General features: G+C 71.7%; 16 protein-coding genes and 1 pseudogene. 8 read left to right on the plus strand and 9 right to left on the minus strand.

Features of this window, described 5'->3' with window-relative positions; genetic code table 11:
- Genes AQJ64_RS43580 through AQJ64_RS43605 form a run of 6 tightly spaced genes read right to left on the minus strand, consistent with a single transcriptional unit; the run spans position 1 to position 8319 of the window.
- Positions 1-1737: a B12-binding domain-containing radical SAM protein gene (locus tag AQJ64_RS43580; RefSeq protein WP_055633932.1), complete on the minus strand. Its 1737-nt coding sequence runs from the start codon at positions 1735-1737 to the stop codon at positions 1-3.
- Positions 1738-1787: 50 nt separating this feature from the next.
- Complete coding sequence (locus tag AQJ64_RS43585; protein WP_055633933.1) at positions 1788-3515, minus strand: B12-binding domain-containing radical SAM protein; 1728 nt, start codon at positions 3513-3515, stop codon at positions 1788-1790.
- Complete coding sequence (locus AQJ64_RS43590; RefSeq protein ID WP_059203535.1) at positions 3508-5190, minus strand: beta-ketoacyl synthase N-terminal-like domain-containing protein; 1683 nt, start codon at positions 5188-5190, stop codon at positions 3508-3510. The genes AQJ64_RS43585 and AQJ64_RS43590 overlap by 8 nt, the downstream gene beginning before the upstream one ends.
- Positions 5187-6113: a glycosyltransferase family 2 protein gene (locus tag AQJ64_RS43595; RefSeq protein WP_055636269.1), complete on the minus strand. Its 927-nt coding sequence runs from the start codon at positions 6111-6113 to the stop codon at positions 5187-5189. Before AQJ64_RS43595 ends, AQJ64_RS43590 begins: the two co-directional genes overlap by 4 nt.
- On the minus strand, positions 6110-6385 hold the full coding sequence (locus tag AQJ64_RS43600) for an acyl carrier protein (RefSeq protein ID WP_055636270.1): 276 nt from the start codon (positions 6383-6385) through the stop codon (positions 6110-6112). Before AQJ64_RS43600 ends, AQJ64_RS43595 begins: the two co-directional genes overlap by 4 nt.
- Positions 6386-6417: 32 nt before the next feature.
- Positions 6418-8319: a KedN5 family methylcobalamin-dependent radical SAM C-methyltransferase gene (locus AQJ64_RS43605; RefSeq protein ID WP_157881040.1), complete on the minus strand. Its 1902-nt coding sequence runs from the start codon at positions 8317-8319 to the stop codon at positions 6418-6420.
- 487 nt (positions 8320-8806) lie between these two features.
- Between AQJ64_RS43605 and AQJ64_RS43610 the strand changes: the two genes are divergently transcribed.
- Genes AQJ64_RS43610 through AQJ64_RS49475 form a run of 3 tightly spaced genes read left to right on the plus strand, consistent with a single transcriptional unit; the run spans position 8807 to position 10977 of the window.
- Positions 8807-9778 carry a PIG-L deacetylase family protein gene (locus tag AQJ64_RS43610; RefSeq protein WP_055636272.1) on the plus strand — a complete coding sequence of 324 codons (972 nt, stop codon included), beginning with the start codon at positions 8807-8809 and terminating at the stop codon, positions 9776-9778.
- Between the two features lie 36 nt (positions 9779-9814).
- Positions 9815-10450, plus strand: a complete 636-nt coding sequence (locus AQJ64_RS43615; RefSeq protein WP_055636273.1) for a hypothetical protein — start codon at positions 9815-9817, stop codon at positions 10448-10450.
- Positions 10450-10977, plus strand: a complete 528-nt coding sequence (locus AQJ64_RS49475) for a hypothetical protein (RefSeq protein ID WP_055636274.1) — start codon at positions 10450-10452, stop codon at positions 10975-10977. The genes AQJ64_RS43615 and AQJ64_RS49475 overlap by 1 nt, the downstream gene beginning before the upstream one ends.
- A gap of 269 nt (positions 10978-11246) precedes the next feature.
- Here AQJ64_RS49475 and AQJ64_RS43625 read toward each other — a convergent pair whose 3' ends face one another.
- Positions 11247-12326: a methyltransferase gene (locus tag AQJ64_RS43625; RefSeq protein ID WP_055636275.1), complete on the minus strand. Its 1080-nt coding sequence runs from the start codon at positions 12324-12326 to the stop codon at positions 11247-11249.
- Positions 12326-13405 (minus strand): radical SAM protein, encoded by a 1080-nt coding sequence (locus tag AQJ64_RS43630; protein WP_240512781.1) that lies wholly within the window; start codon positions 13403-13405, stop codon positions 12326-12328. Before AQJ64_RS43630 ends, AQJ64_RS43625 begins: the two co-directional genes overlap by 1 nt.
- Before the next feature lie 236 nt (positions 13406-13641).
- On the opposite strand from AQJ64_RS43630, the gene AQJ64_RS43635 reads away from it, so the two are divergent.
- The 4 genes from AQJ64_RS43635 to AQJ64_RS43650 all read left to right on the plus strand — a co-directional run bounded on the left by AQJ64_RS43635 (position 13642) and on the right by AQJ64_RS43650 (position 18570).
- On the plus strand, positions 13642-15348 hold the full coding sequence (locus AQJ64_RS43635) for a carbamoyltransferase family protein (RefSeq protein WP_055636277.1): 1707 nt from the start codon (positions 13642-13644) through the stop codon (positions 15346-15348).
- Positions 15345-16544: a DegT/DnrJ/EryC1/StrS family aminotransferase gene (locus tag AQJ64_RS43640; RefSeq protein WP_055636278.1), complete on the plus strand. Its 1200-nt coding sequence runs from the start codon at positions 15345-15347 to the stop codon at positions 16542-16544. The genes AQJ64_RS43635 and AQJ64_RS43640 overlap by 4 nt, the downstream gene beginning before the upstream one ends.
- Positions 16545-16581: 37 nt before the next feature.
- A complete protein-coding gene (locus AQJ64_RS43645; protein WP_055636279.1) occupies positions 16582-17070 on the plus strand; it encodes a glutathione peroxidase in 489 nt (162 codons plus the stop codon).
- Between the two features lie 225 nt (positions 17071-17295).
- Entirely contained in the window at positions 17296-18570 is a 1275-nt protein-coding gene (locus tag AQJ64_RS43650; RefSeq protein WP_055636280.1) for an MFS transporter, read from the plus strand.
- Positions 18571-18685: 115 nt separating this feature from the next.
- Here the strand turns inward: AQJ64_RS43650 and AQJ64_RS43655 are convergent, their stop codons facing one another.
- Positions 18686-19618, minus strand: a complete 933-nt coding sequence (locus AQJ64_RS43655; RefSeq protein ID WP_055636281.1) for a LysR family transcriptional regulator — start codon at positions 19616-19618, stop codon at positions 18686-18688.
- Positions 19619-19741: 123 nt separating this feature from the next.
- On the opposite strand from AQJ64_RS43655, the pseudogene AQJ64_RS43660 reads away from it, so the two are divergent.
- Positions 19742-20137 (plus strand): annotated as a pseudogene (locus tag AQJ64_RS43660) (fumarylacetoacetate hydrolase family protein); the annotation flags it as partial.

Here is a 20137-nt window from a genome sequence, read left to right on the forward strand (position 1 = left end):
TCAGCCCCTCACCTGGGCCAGGGCGTGCTCGCCGCACGCCCGCGCCGTCTCGACGACGAAGTCCGGGAAGGCCAGACCGAGGTGCTCGCGGTCGTACGCGACGATCATGGCGCGCAGTTCGGTCTCCAGCCGGGCGGCGAGCCCGGGCGGGTTCTCGTCGGCGAGCAGCAGTCCCGCGTTGAGGAAGGCCACGAGCAGCCCGGCGAGACCCTGGTCCCAGTGGCGCAGCCGGCCCAGCAGGGGGCGCAGGGAGGCGGCACCGGTGCCGCGCCGGGCGCGTACGGCGTCGGCGATGCTCTGGGCGAGGAAGGGGACCTCGTTCTCCTTGCGGTCGTTGATCTCCGAGGAGACCCTGCTCCAGGCCGTCCAGAGGTGCTCCACACGCTCGTCCTCGACGCGGTAGTCGCGGCGGGCGTGCCGCAGGACCTCCCGGGCGGCGCCCTCCACCCCGGGGATGTCGGGCTCCTCGTACCGGGTGGCCTTGTCGTAGATCTCGGTGCCGCGCAGGGCGATGGCCCGGTTGATCAGGAAGAACGGGTTCTCGCTCTCGTGCACCCGGGCGGCCACGATGAATCCGAGGTTCTCCCAGAGCTCGTCGAGGGTGGTGCCCGGTTCGATCATGATCCAGCCGGGCTCCAGCTCGATGTGCTCCTCCTTGAACAGCCGGGCGGCGTCGAGGTTGTACTCGACCGTGGTGCCCTTGCGGAAGCGCTTCATCATGCCGGGCGAGCCGGTCTCCATGCCGAGCAGTGCCAGGTCCATGCCGGCCCGGCGCAGGGTGCGCAGCGCCTCCCGGTCGATGAGGCCGGTGTCGACGCGGAACTCGCAGTGGAAGCTGATCTTCAGATCGCGGCGCAGGACCTCCTCGGCGAAACCGACGGCGTGGCTGTAGCCGTCCTGGAAGGCGCCGCCGAAGTTGTCGTCGTTGAACCACAGGAACCGGGTGCCGAACTCCCGTTGCAGGAACTCGATCTCGTCGACGGCGTCCTCCACCGGCCGCACCCGCCAGGGGCCGCCGACCACGCCGGGCTGCCGGGGGGCGTAGCAGAAGGTGCACTTGGCGTGGCAGCCGCGGCTGGTGTACGTCGACGCGCGGGGCGTGGGGATGCCGTTCCTGCGGTGGTGGACGAGCAGGTCACGGGCGGGCCAGGGTTCGTTCGCGAGGTCGGGGAGCCTGGGTGAACCGCTGCTGCGGACCCGGCCGTCCTGCCAGAACCACAGCCCCGGCACACCCCGCCAGTCCCGCCCGGCCGCCAGACACTCCATCAGCCCCTCGACGGTCAGCTCACCCTCACCGAAGGCCACACAGTCCGCCTCCGGGATCCGCTCCGCGATGAGCTTCGCGTTGTACGTGCAGAACGCCCCGCCGATCGCCACGAACACGGAAGGATCGGCCTCCCGCACACACCGCAGCAACCGCACCGCATCCACGATATGCAGGTCGTACATGATGCTGATCCCGACGAACATCGGCCGCTCCCGCCGGATCAGATCCGTGATCGCCTCATCGCTCGGATTGCGCCCGTGCAGGTTCAGCGCCCGCACCGCGTACCCGCAGGACCGCAGATGACCGGCGATGCACGCCACACCCAGGTTCTCCCTCACCCGCTTGTAGAAGAGGCGCATCGCGGGGTCGAGGGACAGGTACTCCTCGTCGTTGATCATGACGTTCTGGTTGTTCAGGCTCGCGGCGCCGGTGGGGATCTCCCGGGGGGTCAGCAGGACCACATCCGCCATGGCCGGTCTCCTCTCTCCTGTTCATGTGCCCATCCCGAGAACCGGGCGCGTCACCCGGCCATGGCCTGCTCCCCGCACAGCCTCCTGATCCGCGCCACGAACACCGGATAGGGATCGCCCAGGACCCTCCGGTCGTAGGCGTCGACCAGGGCGCGCAGTTCCGTCTCCAGCCGTTCGGCGAGCCGGGGCGGGTTCTCGTCGGCGAGCAGCAGCCCGAGGTTGAGGAAGGCGACCAGCAGCTCCGCGAGGCCGTCGGCCCAGCCGCGCAGCCGGCTCAGCAGCGGCCGCAGGCCCGGTTCGCCCCGGGTCCTGCGGGCCCGGGTGGCGTCCACGATGAGCTGGGCGACGAAGGGCAGCTCCTCCTTGCGGTCGGCCACCTCCGCGCTGACCTTGCTCCAGGCCGCCCACACGTCCTCGACCCGCCGGTCCGGGATCCGGTACTCCCGGCGGGCCTCCAGCAGCACGGCCCGGGCCGGCCCCTCGACGTCCGGGAGCTCGGGCGGCGTGGGGTCGGCGATCCTGTCGTACATCTCGGTGCCGCGCAGGGCGATGGCGCGGCTGATGAAGGAGAACGGGTTCTCGCTGACGGCGATGTCGGCGGCCACGATGAACTTCAGGTTCTCCCAGAGCTCGTCGAGGGTGGTGCCCGGCTCGACCATGATCCAGCCGGGCTCCAGCTCGATGCCCTCCTGCTTGAACAGCCGGGCGGCGTCGAGGTTGTACTCGACCATGGTCCCCTTGCGGAACCGTTTGGCCATGCTCGGCGCCCCGGTCTCCATGCCGAGCAGCGCGGAGGCCATGCCGGCCCGGCGCAGGGTGCGCAGCGCCTCCCGGTCGACGAGACCGGTGTCCACCCGGAACTCGCAGTGGAAGGAGATCTTCAGATCACGCCGGAGGATCTCCTCGGCGAAACCGACGGCGTGGCTGTAGCCGTCCTGGAAGGCGCCGCCGAAGTTGTCGTCGTTGAACCACAGGAACCGGGTGCCGAACTCCCGTTGCAGGAACTCGATCTCGTCGACGACGTCGACCGGTGAGCGGACCCGCCAGGCGTTGCCCGCCGTGACACCCGGCGCCCTCGGGACGTAGCAGAAGGTGCACTTGGCGTGGCAGCCGCGGCTGGTGTACGTCGACGCCACCGGGGTGGGGATGCGGTTGCCGCGGTGGTGGACCAGGAGGTCGCGGGCGGGCCATGCCTCCTTCGCGAGGTCGGGGAGCCTGGGTGAACCGCTGCTGCGGACCCGGCCGTCCCGCCAGAACCACAGCCCCGGCACACCCCGCCAGTCCCGCCCGGCCGCCAGACACTCCATCAGCCCCTCGACGGTCAGCTCACCCTCACCGAAGGCCACACAGTCCGCCTCCGGGATCCGCTCCGCGATGAGCTTCGCGTTGTACGTGCAGAACGCCCCGCCGATCGCCACGAACACGGAAGGATCGGCCTCCCGCACACACCGCAGCAACCGCACCGCATCCACGATATGAAGGTCGTACATGATGCTGATCCCGACGAACATCGGCCGCTCCCGCCGGATCAGATCCGTGATCGCCTCATCGCTCGGATTGCGCCCGTGCAGGTTCAGCGCCCGCACCGCGTACCCGCAGGACCGCAGATGACCGGCGATGCACGCCACACCCAGGTTCTCCCGGACCTTCTCGTAGAAGAGGCGCATCGCGGGGTCCAGTCGGAGGTACTCGTCATCGTTGATCAGTACGTTCTGGTTGTTGACACTGGAGAATCCGGTGAGGATCTCGCGGGGTGTCATCAGCACCGCGTCAGCCATCCGTACTCCACTCCCCGCGCCCGGTCGCGTCGTCTGTCAGGAGCAGGGCGGCGTTGTTGCCGCCGAACCCGAAGTTGTTCACCAGCACGGAGCGCGTCCCGTCACCGGGCTCCGGATCGCGCAGCACCCGGACGTGCGTCGCGTCGAGGGGCTTGCGCAGTCCGGGTGTGCCCGGCAGGACCTGGTCGCGCAGCGCCCGGACCGCCGCGACGACCCCGGGGAACACCGAGGCGTGCAGCAGATGGCCGGCGGCGCCCTTGTACGAGCTGACCGGGACGCCCCGCCAGCCGTGCTCGGCGCCGACCCGGTCCAGCGCGAGCAGTTCGGCCTCGTCGCCCTGGCGGGTGCCGGGGGCGTGGCCGTGGACGAGGTCGACGGTGGTGAGCCCGGCCATGGCGAGGGCCTCGCGCACACAGGCGGCGCCGATGTGCGCGTCGAGCCGGCTGACGCCCTGGCCCGCGACCCGGCAGGAGATCCCGCCGACCGTCGCCCACGGGGTGTGTCCACGGGCCGCGGCGCGTCCGGCGGTCTCCAGCACGATCGCCCCGGCGCCCTCCCCGACGGTGACACCGGAGCGGTCCTCGTCGAAGGGGCGGGCGACGGTCGTACTCGTCGCGCGCAGGGTGTCGAGGCAGGCGTAGTCGTAGGTGTTGAGGGACGACACCCCGGTGACGACGGCCAGGTCGGCCAGCCCGCACAGCAGCCACTCGCGGGCCAGGGCCAGTCCGAAGGCGCCCGACGCGCAGGCGTGCGCCATCAGCACCGCGTTGCGCGCGGGGATGCCGAGGCCGTCGCCGTCCCAGTCGGGCTCCAGGGCGATCTCCTCGATCCGGGGCGCCCCGGCGACCTGCGGGAGGTGCGGGACCACACCGGCGAGGACCAGCAGCGTGCGGGACGGCAGCTCGGCGACACCGGCCTCGCGCAGGGCCTCGGTGCGGGCGCGGTCCAGCAGCGCACGCCGTACCGGCTGACCGGGCGGTGGTGCGAGCGGGGTCTGGCAGACGGTCCTGCCGCGGAAGCGGGACGCGTCGAAACGGGTCGGCTCGGTCAGGGCCCGGTTGCCGTCCAGCAGATTCCGCCAGAAGGTCTCGCCCCCCTCGCCGAAGGCGGTGACCAGGCCGGTGCCGGAGACGACCACCGACGTGTCCTTCGTCCGTGCGGGGCCGGGGGCGGCGGTCACGGGGACGGCCGTGACGCGGTAGCCGTCGCCGTGCGGATCGCGCAGGAGTTCACAGACGACCATCGCCCGGTGCAGGCCCGCCGCGACCGTGCCCCAGGCCCAGCGCCAGGCCTGGAAGGCCGCCGCGCGCGGGCTGATCAGCACATGGCCCCGCCCGTCCCAGTCGCCGGCCGCGGCCAGTTCCTGGAGGAGCTGGGCCGGTTCCGGGGTCATGGCCTCGGTCGGCCGCAGTCTGCGGCCGCCGGCCTCCGCCTCCGCACACCGGGTGACGTACCGGGAGGTGGCCGCGACGCAGTAGTCGGTGGCCGCCATGACCACGGGTGCGGCGGCGCGGGCGGCGGCGGGGAGGCGGTCCAGCGCGGCGGCCAGCACCTCGACGAAGGCGGTGGTCAGGGAGGTGCGGGCGGGGAGGACGACGAGGTCCGGGCGGAGGGCGTGCGGCGGGAGCGGCGCGGTGCCTCCCACGATCACGGCGGTCGCCGTCGGCGCGGTCATGACGCCGCCGTCCTTGCCGTCAGCACGTCCTCCGACGGGCCGAGCCGCTCGGCGAGTTCGTCGAGGGAGAGCCGGCCGGTGAGGTAGGCGCCCACGTCGGCCAGCCGGGGGTCGCCGTGCCGGTCGGCGACCCGTCGCCAGAAGCGGGGCAGGAGGTCGCCGGTGTCCCGGCGGGCGGTCGGGAGGTGGTACGAGACTGTGTCGAGGAGGTCGAAACCGGCGCCGGAGGCCGCGAGCCGCAGACCCAGTTCGAGGTCCTCGCCGCCCCACAGGTCGCCGTAGTGCTCGTCGAAGCCGCCCACCCGGGCGAAGAGCGTGCGCCGGACGCTGGTGCCGGTGCCGATGCAGGTGAGCCAGCGCAGCGCGGTGTGGCGGGGCGAGCGGATCACCTTGCGGGCGGTGCGCTCGATGAAGGAGCGGCGTGGCCCGAGGAGGGGGACGGCCGTGTCGAGGTCGGCGAGGGTGGCGGGCTCGATCCGCCGCCCCCGCGCGCCGACGAGGGCCGGCCGGAGCGGGTGCGGGTCGGGGGTCAGGGCGAAGGCGGAGAGATCGGTGACGCGGCTGTGCAGCACGGCGGCCTCCGCGTGTGCGTGGGCCGCGAGGTGCGCCTCCAGCAGCCCGGGACCGGCCACGGTGTCGTCGTCGAGGAACAGCAGGAGCTCTCCGCGGGCCGACCGTGCCCCGGTGTTGCGGGCGTGGGCGGCGCCGCGGCCGGCCGTGGCCGCGGCGCGGATCGGCAGCCCCGGCGGGAGGGCCGACAGCACCTGTGCGACGGCGCCGGGGTGCGGGGCGTCGTCGACCAGGACGACCTCGAACCGCTCCCGGTCCAGCGTCTGCCGTCCCAGGGCCGTGAGCGTGAGCAGGAGGCGCGTGGTCCGGTCACGGGTCGGCACGACCACGCTGACCGCTATGTCACCGGTCACGTCAGGGAGGGGCTCTCGCCGGTCCTCTGGTCCAGGATGTAGGTGGCGAGGCCCTCGATGGAGAAGAGGGTCTCCTCCGTCAGATCCTCGTCCTCGAACACGACATCGAACTTCTCCTCGAGGATCAGCAGGTACTCCAGGGCGTCCAGGGAGCTGAACCCGTACTGCTCCACGAGGCTGGCGTCGCCCTCCCCGGGCGACTGCCGGTGCTCGCCCTTGGTCATGCCCGCCGCTATCTCGTGGAGTTCCCGAATGAGCCCGGCGCGGTCCATCGTCTCTGTCTCCCGTGAGGTGGGGTTCTGGGTCAGGCCTGGGTGAACTGTTGCTCCAGCTGCTGCTCCGTCAGCCCGCGGTAGCGGTCCATGCGGAAGTAGTGCTGGACGTCACCGCCGAACTCGGTGCGGTAGTAGAAGTCCGCGGTGTGGCGCTCGGGTTCCGTGCTCACGCTCTCGCCGCGCCGCAGGGCGGCGATCAGCCGGGGCACGGGGTGGGTGAACTCCGTGTCGCTGCGCAGGTACCAGCGTTCGCCGTGCCGCGTGACGACCGGGAGGTCCTCCTCGGGTCCCGAGCCGTCGGGCAGCGGGCGCACGGGCTGGCACATCAGGTCGTAGCGGAACACCTCGTCCAGAAGCGGCAGCAGCTCCTCGGGCAGGTCGGGGCGCAGGGCCTCCTCCCACCACAGCCTCAGCAGCCGTTTGGTGAGCAGCCGCCAGACGTTGGGGTCGACGTTCTCGCTGGCGGAGCTCGCGGGCCGGGCCAGCGTGTGCAGCTCCCGGGCCTCGGGGTCCTCGCTCTTCTCGATCCAGTCGGAGAAGCTGAGGATGACGCGGGACTGGGGGACGCCGGCGAGTTCGCGCAGCGCGACCCAGATGTGGTGCAGCCACAGACTGCGGGCCAGGACCCGGTTCCAGCAGATGAAGCGGAGCATGCGCTCGTTGTCCGCGAGGGTCATCGTGCGGTGGGCGAGTACGTAGTCGAAGTCGTCCTGCTCGCCGCGCACGGTCACCATTCCGTGCTGTTCCTTCTTGTCGTGGTATTCGGTGTTCGGCAGCAGCATCAGCGGGTGGACGGCGATGAACGGGGTGTGCCGGGCGGCCCGGTCGTAGCCGTCGAGGAATGAGGCGACGGTCTCGCCCGGCGCTCCCCAGATCAGCTCCAGATACGGGGTGATGCCATGGTCGGTGAGCCAGGCGACGAGGCTTTCCCAGTCGTTGAGCTTCATGTTCCGACGGCGCATCAGATCCAGCACGGAATCGTCCATGGTCTGGAGGGCCAGGATGAACGCGCTGTGCATCCCGGACTGCTTCATCTTTTCCATGATGCGGTAGAAACCGGGCGACTTGTTCTTGGCCCAGGAGGTTTCCAGCCGTCTCGGGAAGCCGTATTTCCGCCGCACCCGGAGAAGATCGTCGAGGAATTCCTCGTCCTGGCGCAGGAGTCCGAAATTGGAGTCGGCGAGCATGAGGATTTCCGCGCCGCGCCGGCCGAGGAGTTCCAGTTCCGCGCGCAGCCGCTCCCGGGAGAACGCCCGCATCTTCTGCCCGGTGGCACCTCCCCAATAACAGAAGGCGCACTTGTACGGGCAGCCCCGGTTGGTCTCCATGAGGGCGTAGTCGTAGAGGAAGCGGCCGCCCCGGTCGACGAGCGGCACCGCTCCGGTGAGGATCGGCGAGGGCAGGATCTCGAGGTCCTGGATCCGTTCGCGCTCGGGGGTGGTGACGAGGTCTCCCCCGGCCTCCCGGAAGGAGATGCCGGCGATCTCGTGGAGTCCGTCGCGGACGGCCCCGTCCAGGTAACCGTTCATCAGGTCCCGGAAGACCAGCTCCCCTTCGCCGTTCACCACCACGTCGACCTGCGGGAACGTCCGGAAGACGCGCTCACCCTGGTGGGCGACGTGGTTGCCGCCGAAGACGACCCAGCCGTTGGGGTTGAGCTGCTTGAAGGTCTCGGCGAGGGCGCCGAAGGCACGGAAGTTCCAGCCGAGGACGGAGAAGCAGAGGATGTCGGGGCAGCCGTCCCTCACGAGGTCGCGGGCCATGGCGTTGAGTCCGGCGTCGCCGGGGTAGTTCCTCAGGGAGATGTCCATGCGCCGTCGAATGCGTTCGTCGGCCTCGGCGTAGGCCTTCAGGTAGCCGATCGCCAGCGGCATGGACACCGCCGAATTCCCCCAGACTCCTTGCTGAACCAGTAGTACGCGCGTCGCCATTCCCTGCCTCGTCCTCTAATCGATCCGACAGGCCAAATCGCACTTCGAGGCTACAGGAGAAGATCCCCGGCGCAATGGGGCCGCGGCAACCCGGCCGACGTCATGGCCAATCGTTCCACCCCTGTTCGGCCAGGCCGGGCGCCTTGCCGAAGGCCACCGGCCGGGCGCGGTACGGCGACGCACAACACCTCCCGGTGCAGGGTGGTTGACGTGGGAAATCAGTGGGTGACACCCGGTGCGCCCGCAGCACCGGATACGGAGTGCGGGACGCCGGGTGATCAGGCTCTCCGGGGCGGAATGAATGACCGGAAACCTATCGCCCCGCATCCCGTCGAAAAAATGATCAGCGCAACGGGTCGGAATATTTTCGGCCACCGCTCCCCCATTTTCTGCCGCTCTGGAACGCGCCCTGTGCGCGCGTGGTGGTGATCGGTATGCTCCGGCCTTATTACGGCTGTCATTCCTCACCGCCCGGGCTCGGAGATACATGACAGAGATTCCTGACACCTGGTGCCCGATCACGCTGCCGCATGTCGAGACGGTCGACGGCCGGCTGTGTTTCCTGGGGCACGCGGTGGACGCCGACGCCGCGCTGCTCGCCCGCTGCGACGGCGGACACCCCCTCGCGGCCTTCACCCCGGCGGAGCGCGAGACCCTCGGGCGCTGGCGGCGGCTCGGGCTGCTGCTCCTGGCCCCTCCGACCGCACCCGCGGATCCCCTGGCGCCGGTCGTCGTGTCCCCGCACCCGGACGACGCCGCGCTGGCACTCGGCGGCACGGTGGCCCGGCGCGGCGGCCGGTTCCTCGACGTGTTCAGCGTGGAGACCTGGACCAAGGACCCGTACTACGCCGCACGCCCGGAGCTGACCCGGCGTCTGCTGCTCGCCGAGGAGACGGTCGCCGCCCGGGTGCTGGGCGCCCGGGTGGAGCTGCTCGGGTTCGTCGACGCGGCCGACCGCGAGCTGAGACGGGAGGCGTTCTTCACCGACCCGGCCTGGTCCGACGGCTTCGCGCGCGAGGAGCCGGAGCTGTTCGACGCGGTCACCGCGCGCCTGGCCACGGCGTTGGCGGGCGCCGGCCTGGTCTGCGCGCCGCTCGGCGTCGGCGGTCATGTCGATCACCTCGCCTGCCGGGAGGCGGTGCTGGCGCTGGCGCGCGGCGGCCGGCTCGGCGGGGCGCGGCTCGTCTTCTACGAGGACCAGCCGTACGCGCTGTTCTCCTCGGCGGAGGAGACCGCACGCAAGCTGGGCGCCCGGCTGGCCGAGGCGGGGCTCGGGGACCTGCACCCCGAGCTGTGGCCGGTGGACGGGACGGCGGCGCTCACCAAGTCCGAGGCGCTGGGCGCCTATCGCATCCAGGTGCGCCGGGGCATCGTCCGGCGGATCCACCGGCACGGCACCCGTCTGGCGGACGGCTCGCGCGGGCCGGCCGCCGAGCGGGTCTGGCGGCTGCGCGGCTGACCGGCCCTCCCAAGAGAACTCCGTGAAGGGTTTCCCATGTATGCACTGGCTCAGTCCCTGGCCCCGGCGGACCTGGAGGTCCTCGCGGACGCCTGCGCCGAGGTGGGTCTCACCCTGGCGGTGACCGATCCCGAGGCGGGCCACGCGCCGCCGCCCGGCGCCCAGTTGGTCGCCTTCCACCGGGTCGCCGCCACCGGGCCGGACGACCTCTCCGTGGAGGAGCTCAAACGCAGGGGCGGGTACGCGATCGCCGTCCTGGACCGCATATCCGCGACCGAGGTCCTCGCGGCGGTCTCGCGCGGCTACGGCTTCACCCTGGCCAGCCCGCTGCGGCGGGCCCGGCTGGTGGAGACCCTCGGCTACCTCAAGAACGTCACACCGCCCGAGAACACCCAGGTGCTCACCCTCGACGGCAGGGGCACGCTCAGCTCTGCCGCGAAGTCGGCGCCGGTGACCGACGCCGAGGCGGGGCTGCTGCGTCTGCTGGCGGGGCGGCCGGGCCAGATCGTCTCCCGCGAGGAACTCGGCCGGGCGACCGGCGGGGAGGACGTGAACAAGGTGACCTCCGTGCTGAAGCAGAAGTTCCTGGACATCGACTCCGGGGCGAAGCTCCTGAAGATCCCTCATCTGGGCTTCCGCCTGGTGGGCACGGTCCGCGAGGACGCGCACTGATGCGCGTCGTGGTGATCACGGGGGCGCCCGGGGTCGGCAAGACCCGGCTCGGGCATCAGCTGGTGACGCGGTACGGCGTCCCGGCCGCCGCGATGGACTGCGACCCCGTCGTCCATCCCTGGGACGGGGGCGCGGAGTTGTACGACCTGATGGCGGCGAGCCTGCGCGCCGCCCTGCCGGTGTACCGGACGTGGGGGGCGCGGGTCGTGGTCGTCACCGGGGTGGTCCTCGCGGGCCGTGCCTACGAGCGCTTCCACCAGGTGTTCGGGGACCTCGGAGCGCACCCGGTCTACTACGGGCTGCGGGCCGACGCGGACGCGCTGGCCGCCCGGATCGAGGGCGACGCGGGCGGCCGGTTGTTCGTCGAGGGCCGGCTGGCGGAACGGCACCTGGACGGGGAGGTGCCCGACGTGCCCGGCATCCGCCTGGTCGACACCACCCGCCTGACCCTGCTGGAGGCGACGGACGCGGTCGCCGCCCTGGAACGCGCCGAGCTGGGACCGCGGTGGCTCGGGCCGGCGGCCTGACCGGCCGGGGCGGGCCGCGTACGCCCCGGCCTTGCCGGGCCGGTCACCGGCATCTCCCGGCCGGTCACCACCATCCCTCGGCCGGCCGACGGCATCTCCCGGCCCTTCACCAGCACCCACCGACCCGGCACCGGAATCTCCCGGCCCGACACCAGCACCCACCAGCCCAACACCGGCATCTCCCCGTCCGGCGCCAGCGCCCATCGGCCGGTCGCCGGATCCACCCGTGCTCCCCGGTTGGCTCCGGGGCCCCGCCCCTGCGCCTCGGCTCAGCGGAAGCGGCCCACCTCCAGGCCCTCGCCGGTACGGCGCGCCGAGAGGACGAAGCCGTAGTAGTGGGTGGCGCCGATGCTGGTGACATAGGCGCGGACCTCGTCGCCGAGGGGGCCGGTGAGCTGCTGGTGTGCGTCGCGCGGGGCGAAGGCCGGCCAGCGCGGGGGTGTGGAGGGGCGCAGCAGGAGCCGGCCGGAGAGGTTCAGCCGGCGCAGTTCGGCCTCGAGTTCGTGGACGAAGAACGGGCCGTGCTCGTCGCCGTAGGCCGCGGCCTGGAGCAGTGCCTCACCGGCGTCGGTGAGGAGCCGGGGCACCTGGCGCAGGAGTTCCCAGAAGAACTCCAGGCCGTCCAGGCCCGCTTCGCCGGCGAGCCAGCCGAGCGAGCCGCGTCGCAGGGGCAGACAGGGCGGGTTGGAGACGACGAGGTCGAACCGGGAGCCGAGGGAGAGGGACATGATGTCGGCCTCGGTGGCGGTCAGCCGGCCGGCCAGGCCGTTGAGGTGGGCGTTGAGGGTGGTGGCCGCGGTGCACTCCGGGTTGACGTCGACCGACAGGACCTCGGCGCCGCCCCGGGCGGCGGACAGGCCGAGGATGCCGGTGCCGCAGCCGAGGTCCAGGGCCGAGCGGACCCCACGGCGCGCGGCGACGAGCCGGGAGAGGGTCATCGAGTCGGTGCCGACCCAGGGCGCGTACGACCCGGTGTCCCGTCCCGCCGCCCGCCAGGCGGCCAGCAGCACCAGGCCGTCCCCGCGGACCAGGCAGTAGTCGGCCGACAGTTTCCCGGCGTCCTCGGTGAGGACCCGGGCCCGCAGCAGCAGGTCGAGCAGCGGCCCGGGGACCTGCGCGCGGGCCTCGGACTCGGCGACCTGGTCGCCGAAGACGAACAGGGAGGACAGCACCGACTCGGCGGACAGGCTGGTGGAGATCGCCGCGAGGGTCTCGGCGTCCCGCCAGGGTGCCAGTTGTCCGAGCCAGTCCCCGGCGAGGGTGAGCAGATCGTGCTGCGGAAGGGTGCGCAGCCGCTGCGGTCCGGCCGCCGCGATCTCGTCGGCGGACATCCCGTCCAGGGAAATCATCACGTCTCCTCACGGCCTCGGTGGGCCGGCTCGAAAACCGGTGCGAACGCCGATTTCAGCTCCCGCAGCCGCTCCAGCGCGCGGGGTCCGGCGTACGGGGCGCAGCGCGCGATTTCCTCCTCGGTGATTCCGCCGAAGAGATAGAGATTGACGACGTCGATCGGTCCGGTGCAGCTCTTGCAGTACGGAAAACGGGGCCGGGGCTGCATGAACATGTCGTAGTGCTGATGATTTCCGAACTGCTCGGGTATGAGGTCGGGATTCTCCTTGATGTTTCCCATGGGTTTGAGCCAGGCGTACGGGCAGCAGGAGACGTCTCCCTGGCCGAAAAGCTGGACCGTGGTGGCCGTGGCGTAACAGCGCAGGGTACGGACTCCGGTGCGCAGTTGATTCCCGATGTGTTCCACGAACGCGCGCGGTGGAAGGACGGCGGACAGTTCGTCGTAGCGTTCGAGCAACGGCGCGAAATGGTCGCCGAGCGGCGGTGCGTGCGTGGTTCTGGTCTCCCCGCGCACGGGAAAGAAGTAGAGCATCACTCCGCGCCCGTAACGCTCCGCCAGGAACGCGGCGAACTCGGCCTGCCCGGTGGCGTTCAGATCGGTGATGACCGACTGGATCTCGATGGGGATCCCGAGTTCCACCGCGTGGTCCAGGTGCCGCATGATGACGTCGAAGAGCCGGTGCTGTTTGGGCGGCAGCCGATGGCCGTTCATCTCCAGCGTGTGGCCGTCGAGGGACAGGCACAGCTGGACGTTGCCCAGCTCGGCGAGGGCCTGGAGCCGATGCGGCGTCAGGAAGGCGCCGTTGGTGATGACCTGCACGACCTCGTACTTCTCACTGCATTCCGCGACGAACTCGGTGGAGCCCTTCAGCCAGAAGAACTCGCCGCCGCTCAGCCGCATGACCGGGCTGTCGACATGCCGGTGATAGGCGTCGAGGATCTCGTGCCAGTCGGCGCGCCGGTCGGTGGTCAGCCGCAGTCTCGCGTCCGGCACCTGCATCAGGAGATTGAAGTCCTCGGTGAGGCAGTAGGAACACCTCATCTGGCACAGCTGCTCCTCTATCACCATGTCATTCATGAGGAGCTTGAGACGGTTTTGGCCGTCGCGATGCGCGAACATCGTCTCGCGATAATCACGTTTCAAGGCCATGCCGCGAGTCTAAGTTCACCCCGAAGACAGGGTCAATGATCGCGAGCCGATCCGTCCTGAGGATGGCTCATATGCGTCTGACGACGGGCCGGTTGGCACGGGGTAGCGTTATGCCGACGTACTCGCCAAATCAGTGTGCCTGAACGGGCAGTAAGGACGGCAGTATGCTCGCTCTGGGACTCGGCGGTTCCAACCACGACTTCTCGGCCTGCCTCGTCGAGAACGGTGAGATCGCCGTCGGTATTGAAGAGGAACGGCTGACGCGACGCAAATACGCGGTCAATGTGAATTCTCTGGCGAACCAGTGCTGGCGTTACTGCCTGACCGCGCGCGGGGTCCGGCTCGGCCAGGTGGAGGCGATCGTCGCCGACGACACCCTGCTGCCGAGCTGCTACTTCCCGTTCCGCAGCCGTACGACGCTGATCCGGCATCATCTGGCGCACGCCGCCAGCGCCTTCCACCCCTCGCCCTTCCCGGAGGCCGCGATCCTGGTGGTCGACGGGGCGGGCAGCCTCTTCGACGGACAGGGCGTGGAGACGCTGACGATGTCGGTGGGCAGCGGCACGGAGATCACCGAGATCTCCAAGGTGTTCGGCACCAACTGGAGCACCGACGGACTGCGCGACACCCGGGTCTACCAGGCCGGCGACAGCGACCATTCACTGGGCTTCCTGTACAAGGCCGTCAGCAGGGCCATCGGCTTCACCCTCTACGAGGAGGGCCGCTGGTACCTGACCGAGGACGGCAAGACCATGGGCCTCGCGCCCTACGGCACCGACCGCTACCGGAGCGAGTTCCACCGCCACCTCGACCTGCTGCCGGAGGGCCGGTACACCCTGCACCTGAAGGACGGCGGGCTGCTGGACTTCGTCGAGCACGCGCTGGACGGGTTCGAGGGCGACGAGCGGTTCGCCCGGGGCGCCGATCTCGCCTGGGCGGCCCAGGACCTGCTGGAGACCGCCGTCCTGCACGCCGCGCACTGGCTGCACCGGGAGACCGGGCTGACCCGGCTGTGTCTGGCGGGCGGGGTCGCCCTCAACTCGGTGGCGAACGGCAAGATCCTGCGGGACACCCCGTTCACCGAGATCTACGCCCAGCCCGCCGCGGGCGACAACGGCTGCGCGGTCGGCTGCGCCTACTACGGCCACCATGTCCTCGGCGGGCATCCGCGCCCCCGCGCTCCGCGGGCCCGCGGGTCGGCACCGCGCCCGCAGACCCACACCTACCTGGGCCGTTCGTACGGCACCGAGGAGATCCGGGCCGCGCTCGACGCCTCGGGCCTGCCCCACCGGCGGGTGGCGCGGCCGGCCCGGCTCGCGGCCGAACTCCTGCCGCAGGGCGCGCTCATCGGCTGGTTCACCGGAGGGTCCGAGTTCGGGCCGCGCGCCCTCGGCCACCGCAGCATCCTGGCCGATCCGCGCCGCGCGGAGATGAAGGACATCCTCAACAGCAAGGTCAAGCACCGGGAGGCGTTCCGCCCGTTCGCCCCCGCCGTCCTCGCCGAGCGGGCCGCCGACTACTTCGAGCTCGACATCGAGTCGCCGTACATGCTGATCGTCGCGCCGGTCCGGCAGGACAGGAGGCGGGAGATACCGGCCGTCACCCATGTCGACGGAACGGCCAGGGTGCAGACGGTGACCCCGGAGGCGAACGGCTCCTTCCACGAACTGGTGGCCCGGTTCGGGGAGATCACCTCGGTGCCCGTCGTGCTCAACACCTCCTTCAACGACCGCGGGGAGCCGATCGTGGAGACCCCCGGGCAGGCGCTCGCGTTCTTCGGCCCGAGCCAGCTCGACTATCTCTTCCTGGAGGACTTCGTGGTCGCGCACAGCGCCACGGACCTGGACGCGGTGACCGAGGTGGCCGGGTGAGCGACGGGCCGGGGATGCGGTACGAGACCTGGCGGGCCCTCGCGCTGTGGGGGGCGGAAGAGGAGGCCGCCGCCCTGGAGGTGATCCGGTCCCGGTCGCCGTTCCGCTACTACGGGCCGGACCTCGCGCATCGCACCGACGCGTTCGAGGCCGCGTTCTCGGAGGTGGCGGGGGTCGCGCACACGGTCGCGGTGTCCTCCGGCACCGCCGCGCTCACCGCCGCGCTGATCGGTCTCGGGATCCCGGCCGGCGCGGAGGTGATCGTGCCCGCCGTGACCTTCGTCGCCAGTGTGGGCGCGGTGGTCGGCGCCCGGGGCGTCCCCGTGTTCGCCGAGGTCGACGACTCCCTCACGCTGGACCCGGCGCGGCTGGAGGAGCGGATCACCGGGCGGACCTGGGGGGTGATGCCGGTCCATCTGAACAACGCCGCCGCCGACATGGATCCGATCACGGAGGTCGCGCGCCGGCACGGGCTGCGGGTGGTCGAGGACGCGGCACAGGCCGCCGGGATCCGCTACCGGGGCCGGCCGGTCGGCGGCCTCGGCGACGCGGGCGCCTTCAGTTTCCAGCTCGACAAGAACATCACCGCCGGCGAGGGCGGCGCGGTCACCACGTCCGACGCCGATGTCCACGACCGGGTGGCCCGCTACCAGGACCAGGGCGGCCAGTTCACCACCGCCAGGGGCGCGACGCGCGGCACCGCCGACGCCCCGCCGTTCGTCGGCACCAACCTGCGCATGACCGAGCTGACCGCGGCCGTGCTCGGCGCCCAGCTGCCGCGGCTGCTCCCGATGTGCCGGCGGCTGCGGGACGTGGCGCGCCGGGTGCGGGCCGGGACCGCCGATCTGCCGGTGCGCTGGCGCAGACTCCCCGACGAGGAGGGCTCGGGCGGCGACCTCACCCTGCTCCTCGGCTCGCGTCTGGAGGCGCGCGGTGTCGTCGCCGGCCTCAACGCCGCCGGGATCCCGGCGCACACCCTGTATCAGGGCCAGCCGGTCACGGCCAACCGCGCGGTACGCGAAGGACGTACGCCCTGGGGCGTGGAGTGGGAGCGGCCGCCGCGCCTGCGCACCAGCGAGGCGCTGCTCGGCCGCTCGGTGACCATCGCGCTGGGCGCGGCCATGACCGACGACGACGTGGACGCCGTGGTCGACGCCGTCCGCAAGGCCTGCCAGGGCATCAGCGCGGCCGGCTGAGCCGTACCAACCGACCGGAGCGGAGCGAGACACCGACATGAGCCTGTACGACATCCCCGTCCGCACCCTCGCCGGGGAACCCGGCGATCTGCGCCCCTACCGGGGGACGGCCCTGCTCGTGGTGAACGTGGCCTCGCGGTGCGGGCGCACCCCGCAGTACGCGGCGCTGGAGGAACTGCACCGGCGCTACGGCCCGCGCGGGTTCGCCGTCCTGGGCTTCCCCTGCAACCAGTTCGGGCAGCAGGAGCCGGGCACCCCCGAGGAGATCCAGGAGTTCTGCTCCACCGCGTACGACGTCACCTTCCCCCTCTTCGAGAAGGTGGACGTCAACGGTGTGCGGCGGCATCCGCTCTACGCGCTCCTCACCGCCGTGCCCGACGAGCGGGGGGTGGCCGGGGACGTCGAGTGGAACTTCGAGAAGTTCCTGGTGTCGCCCGAGGGCGCGGTGGCGCACCGGATCCGGTCCCGGGTGAAGCCGGACACCCCCGAGATCGCCGGGCGGATCGAGGCCCTGCTGCCGGCCTGAGCGGCACCGCGCGCGGCCCCGGCTCATCCATGACGTGGATGAGCCGGATACGGGATTCGGATCACCCGGAGGATGGCGGCGGGCCGTTCGGCCGCCCATAGTCGTCCCTACCCGCACGCCGCTGTCCGGACCAGCCGCCGGTGTGCGGTGGTCCGCAGCATGCCGTGCTCCCCAGCATCTCCGACACCGGCATGCCCGCTCCCGTACACCGTCCCTGGAGTCGCCATGCCCGGTTCCGCACCGCAGCCGTCCCCCGCCGCGGTCGACGACGCCGCTCCCTCTCCCGTCGCCGTCTCCGGCCCTGCCCATCTGCTGCGGGTCACCCTGCTGATGGCGGGCAGCTGTCTGCCGATCCTGGGGGCGGTGCTGATCGCCCCGGTGCTGCCGAAGATGCAGGACCACTTCGCCTCGGTCCCGGGGGCCAAGGCGCTGGTGCCGCTGGCGCTGACCGTGCCGGCGCTGGCGCTGGCGCTGCTGGCGCCGTTCGCCGGGGTGATCGTGGACCGGCTGGGCCGCAAGCGGCTGCTGGTCGTGGCGACCGTCCTGTACGCCGGGTTCGGCACGGCCCCGCTCTGGCTGGACTCGCTCGGCGGCATCATCGCCAGCCGTGCCCTGGTCGGGGTCACCGAGGCCGCCATCATGACCTGCTGCACGACCCTGATCGGCGACTACTACACCGGCCGGCGGCGGGTGAAGTACCTCGCGCTGCAGACCATGTGCGCCTCCGCCTCGGCCACCGTGTTCTTCGTGCTCGGCGGGGCCGCCGGGTCGGCGGGCTGGCGGGTGCCGTTCTGGGTGTACGCCGTCAGCCTGGCCCTCGCCCCGCTGATGGCCTCCGCCCTGCCCGGCTCGACGGTCCGCGCCGAGGCCGAGGAGGCCGCGGCCGAGGCACCGGCGCGGCACTCCTTCCCCTGGCGGCAGCTGGCGGGCATCTGCGCCCTCACCTTCTTCGGCGCGATGGTCTTCTACACCGTCCCGGTGGAGATGTCGTATCTGCTCGACGACCTCGGGGTGGAGAACTCCGGGGTGATCGGGCTGGCCACCGCGATCGCGAGTGCCGCCACGGTGGCCGGGGCGATCACCTTCGCCCGGCTGAAGCGCTCCCCCGAGCCGATGCTGCCGGCCGTGCTCGCGGTCTGCGCGGCCGGTTTCGGGGTGATGTTCCTCGCCGGGAGCGCCCCGGTGCTGGTCGTCGGCGCGGTGGTCAACTGCGTGGGCACGGGCATGCTGCTGCCCGCCCTGCTCACCAGCGCCATGTCCCGGCTGGCCTTCGCGGACCGGGGCCGCGGCACCGGGCTGTGGACGGCGGCCTTCTTCGGCGGCGAGTTCGTCTGCCCGCTGGTCCTGCTCGCCCTGGAGTCGGCGGTCGGCAGCCTCGCCGCCGCCGTCGGCCTGCTGGGACTGGCCGCCGCACTGGTCGCCGCGGGGCTGCTGACGGCACGCCGCCGGATCGCGGACGCCCCCGCCGACCCCCGCCCGCTGCCCGAACAGCTGGCCTGAAACGCGGCCTCCGCTTCCACCGGAGGCCGCCGGCCCGTCCCCGCACGGTGCGGTGACGGGCCGCTTCCCTGCCGGGCGTGCGCCTCTCCCCGAGGCGCCTTGCGGGGCACCACCGCTATACCGCCGGCGAGACCTCGGGCCCGTGGTCCGTCAGGGTCGCCCCCACCTCCACCGCCTTCCGGCGGAGCCAGATGTGGGCGGCGTCCTGGGCGTGGACCGGGTGCCACCACAGGGCCTCCTGGACCGGGACGGCCTCGAAGGGGCAGGGCAGGACGCGGACCGCCGCCGCGCGGACCGCCTTGCGGGCCAGACGCTCCTGGATCATCGCGACCCGGCGGGTGCCCTCGACCATGTGGGGCAGGAGCTGGAACGTCTGCACGGACACCTCCACCCGGGGGCTGATGCCGAGCATGCTGAGCTGCCGGGCGACCGGAGCGTCGTAGGGCCGCTGGTAGACCGCCCAGGGCAGCCGGGCCAGATGGTCGAGGGTGATGTCGTGGCCGACCTCGGGGTTGTCGTCGGCGACCAGGCACAGCCAGCGGTCCTGGTGGAGGTCGACGGCCGGGAAGCCGTCGATGACGCCGTGCGGCAGCAGCAGCCCGTCGACGGTGCTGAGGGTGGTCGCGGTGTTCTCCACGACACCGGGCGCCGGATGCTGGAAGGTGAACCGGATGCCCGGCGCCTCCTGGTGCACGGCCCGGGCCAGCGCCGCCCCGAACACGGCCGCGCCGTAGTCCGAGGCGAGCAGCGTGAACTCCCGGTTCTCCGCGGCCGGTTCGAAGTCGGCCTGGCTGGAGAACACCCGCTCCAGCAGATCGCACGCGGTCGCGCTGCGGTCCCGCAGGGCGACCCCGAGCGGGGTCAGCTCGTAGGCGTTGCCGGTGCGGGCCAGCAATTCGTCGTCGAAATGGCGCCGCAGCCGCGCCAGCGCCGCGCTCATCGCGGGCTGGCTCAGCCCGATGCGCTCGCCGGCCCGGGTCACATTGCGCTCCTCCAGCAGGGCGCGCAGGGCGACGACCAGGTTGAGATCGAGTCGGGACAGGTTCACCGCGGGCACCGCCTAAGGAGCGAAGAGACATCCACACCGTGGATGAGGCAGATCCACAGGATTGATTTCCGTGATTTGCCGATCGAGGTCAGAGTAGACCGCACCCCAGCAGGAGGAAATCTCATGGCAACGCTCGCGCAACCTGCCGGCCCATTCGCGCTCGGCACGTTCTCCGTCCGGGAAGCCCGGGAGGAAGCCCCGGCCGGGCAGACCTTCCCCGGCCTCCTGGCCGAGGGACGGGTGCTGGACCTGAGCCGGGCACTCGGCTTCGCGCCGGCCGGACTGCGCGCCGTGGTGGAGCGCTGGGAGGAGACCCTCCCGGTCCTGCGCGCCCTCACGGACGACGACACCCTGGACTGGCGCCCCCTGGAGGGCCTGCGGGTGCACGCCCCGCTGGAGCCCCGGCAGATCTTCCAGTCCGGCGCCAACTACCGCCAGCACGTGATCGACCTGGAGGTCGCCCACCGCTCCCCCGACGACCCGCGCACGGTGGAGGAGGCCCGCGCCGAGATCGCCGCA

Origin of the sequence: Streptomyces griseoruber (assembly GCF_001514205.1) — a bacterium.
Lineage (GTDB): Bacteria > Actinomycetota > Actinomycetes > Streptomycetales > Streptomycetaceae > Streptomyces > Streptomyces griseoruber.